This is a genomic window from Nocardia sp. NPDC058497 (assembly GCF_042720195.1).
Lineage (GTDB): Bacteria > Actinomycetota > Actinomycetes > Mycobacteriales > Mycobacteriaceae > Nocardia.
In genome coordinates, this window is sequence record NZ_JBHXMY010000943.1 from 1 (window position 1) to 1,464 (window position 1,464).

Consider the following 1,464-nt stretch of genomic DNA (forward strand, 5'->3'; position numbering starts at 1 on the left):
TTAGTGTCTGGGGGTCTGTGATTTTTTTAAACGAGACAGGGTTCGAACAGTGGCCACCGGTCGGTGCAGTCCCAGTGGATCTCGACGGCATCTACGACCGTTTGGACGCGGCGGGCTACAAGTACGGGCCCACCTTCCGCGGTTTGAGGTCGGTCTGGCGACACGGGGGCGATGCCTTCGTAGAGGTTGCCCTCCCTGATATCGACGGCAATATCGGGAAGTACGGTCTCCACCCGGCGCTGCTCGATGCCGTCCTCCAAGGCATGGCCGCTGCCGCAGTGGATCCCGGTATCGCGGTGGACGGGGACCGAGCCCGTATGCCATTCGCGTGGCAGCACGTGGAACTGCATGCGGTCGGTGCGACAGCACTGCGGGCCCGGCTCAGTCCTGATCCGTACTCGGGTGGAACCACCATCACGGTGGTGGACGAGGCCGGTGAACTGGTCATGACGGTCGGCTCTCTGACCACTCGCCCGATACCCGCGGAGCGCGCGACCGCGATTACCGACCGGCTGCTCGGTTTGCGGTGGATCGCAGCGCATGGTCAGGCCTCGGCTGTTGATCTCGAGATGACGGTGTTCGATTCGAGCGAGGCATTCTCGGCCTGGGCCGCCGCCGCGCATGACGTACCGCCGGTTGTCGCACTCGACCTACGTGGGGCGACTGCAGATCCACGCGAAGTGCCACGGGCACACCGGCTCACGCACGAGGCGCTGGCCGTTGCCCAGCCGTGGTTGGCTGATCCGCGTTTTGCTCACAGTCGCCTGGCGGTCTTGACCGCGGGAGCGGTGTCGGTGGCGGGTGAACCGATCGTGGATGTCGCGGCCGCGGCGGTATGGGGGCTACTGCGCTCGGCTCAGACGGAGGACCCTGAGCGAATCATCCTGGCCGATACCGATATCGATAGCGTGGCTGCGCCGGAAACCGTGCTAGATGCGCTCGGACGCATCGTCGCCTGCGGTGAGCCCCAGGTCGCGGTGCGTGGGGATGTTGTCCATGTGGCGCGATTGACGTGGCTGTCCGCCGCAATCGTGGTCGATACGGTGCCGTCAGCGCGATTGTCGACCGGTTCGGTCGTGATTACCGGCGGGACAGGTGGTCTGGGTGCGCTCGCGGCCCGGCACCTGGTGCTCATGCGGGGTGCGCGCTCGCTGGTGCTTGCGTCACGGCGGGGTGCGTCTGCGCCGGGTGCAGCGGATTTGGTTGCGGAGTTGACCGGGCTGGGCGCGCGGGTTACGGTGGTGGCCTGTGATGTTTCCTCCCGATCGGGAGTGCAGACGTTGCTGGCGGCGGTACCCGACGATGCGCCGTTGGCCGGTGTGGTGCACACCGCGGGTGTGCTCGACGACGGCGTGGTCTCAACATTGACCCCCGAACGCCTGGACACGGTCATGGCGGCCAAGGCCGATGCCGCATGGTGGCTACACGAAGCCACCAAAGACCTCGACCTCGCACTGTTCGTCC

General features: G+C 66.2%; 1 protein-coding gene. It reads left to right on the forward strand.

Annotated features, from left to right (window positions below; all coding sequences use genetic code 11):
• Positions 1-74: 74 nt before the first annotated feature.
• Positions 75-1,464: SDR family oxidoreductase (locus ACFWPJ_RS32675; protein ID WP_378857354.1), on the forward strand; the 1,390-nt coding region annotated here is incomplete at its 3' end.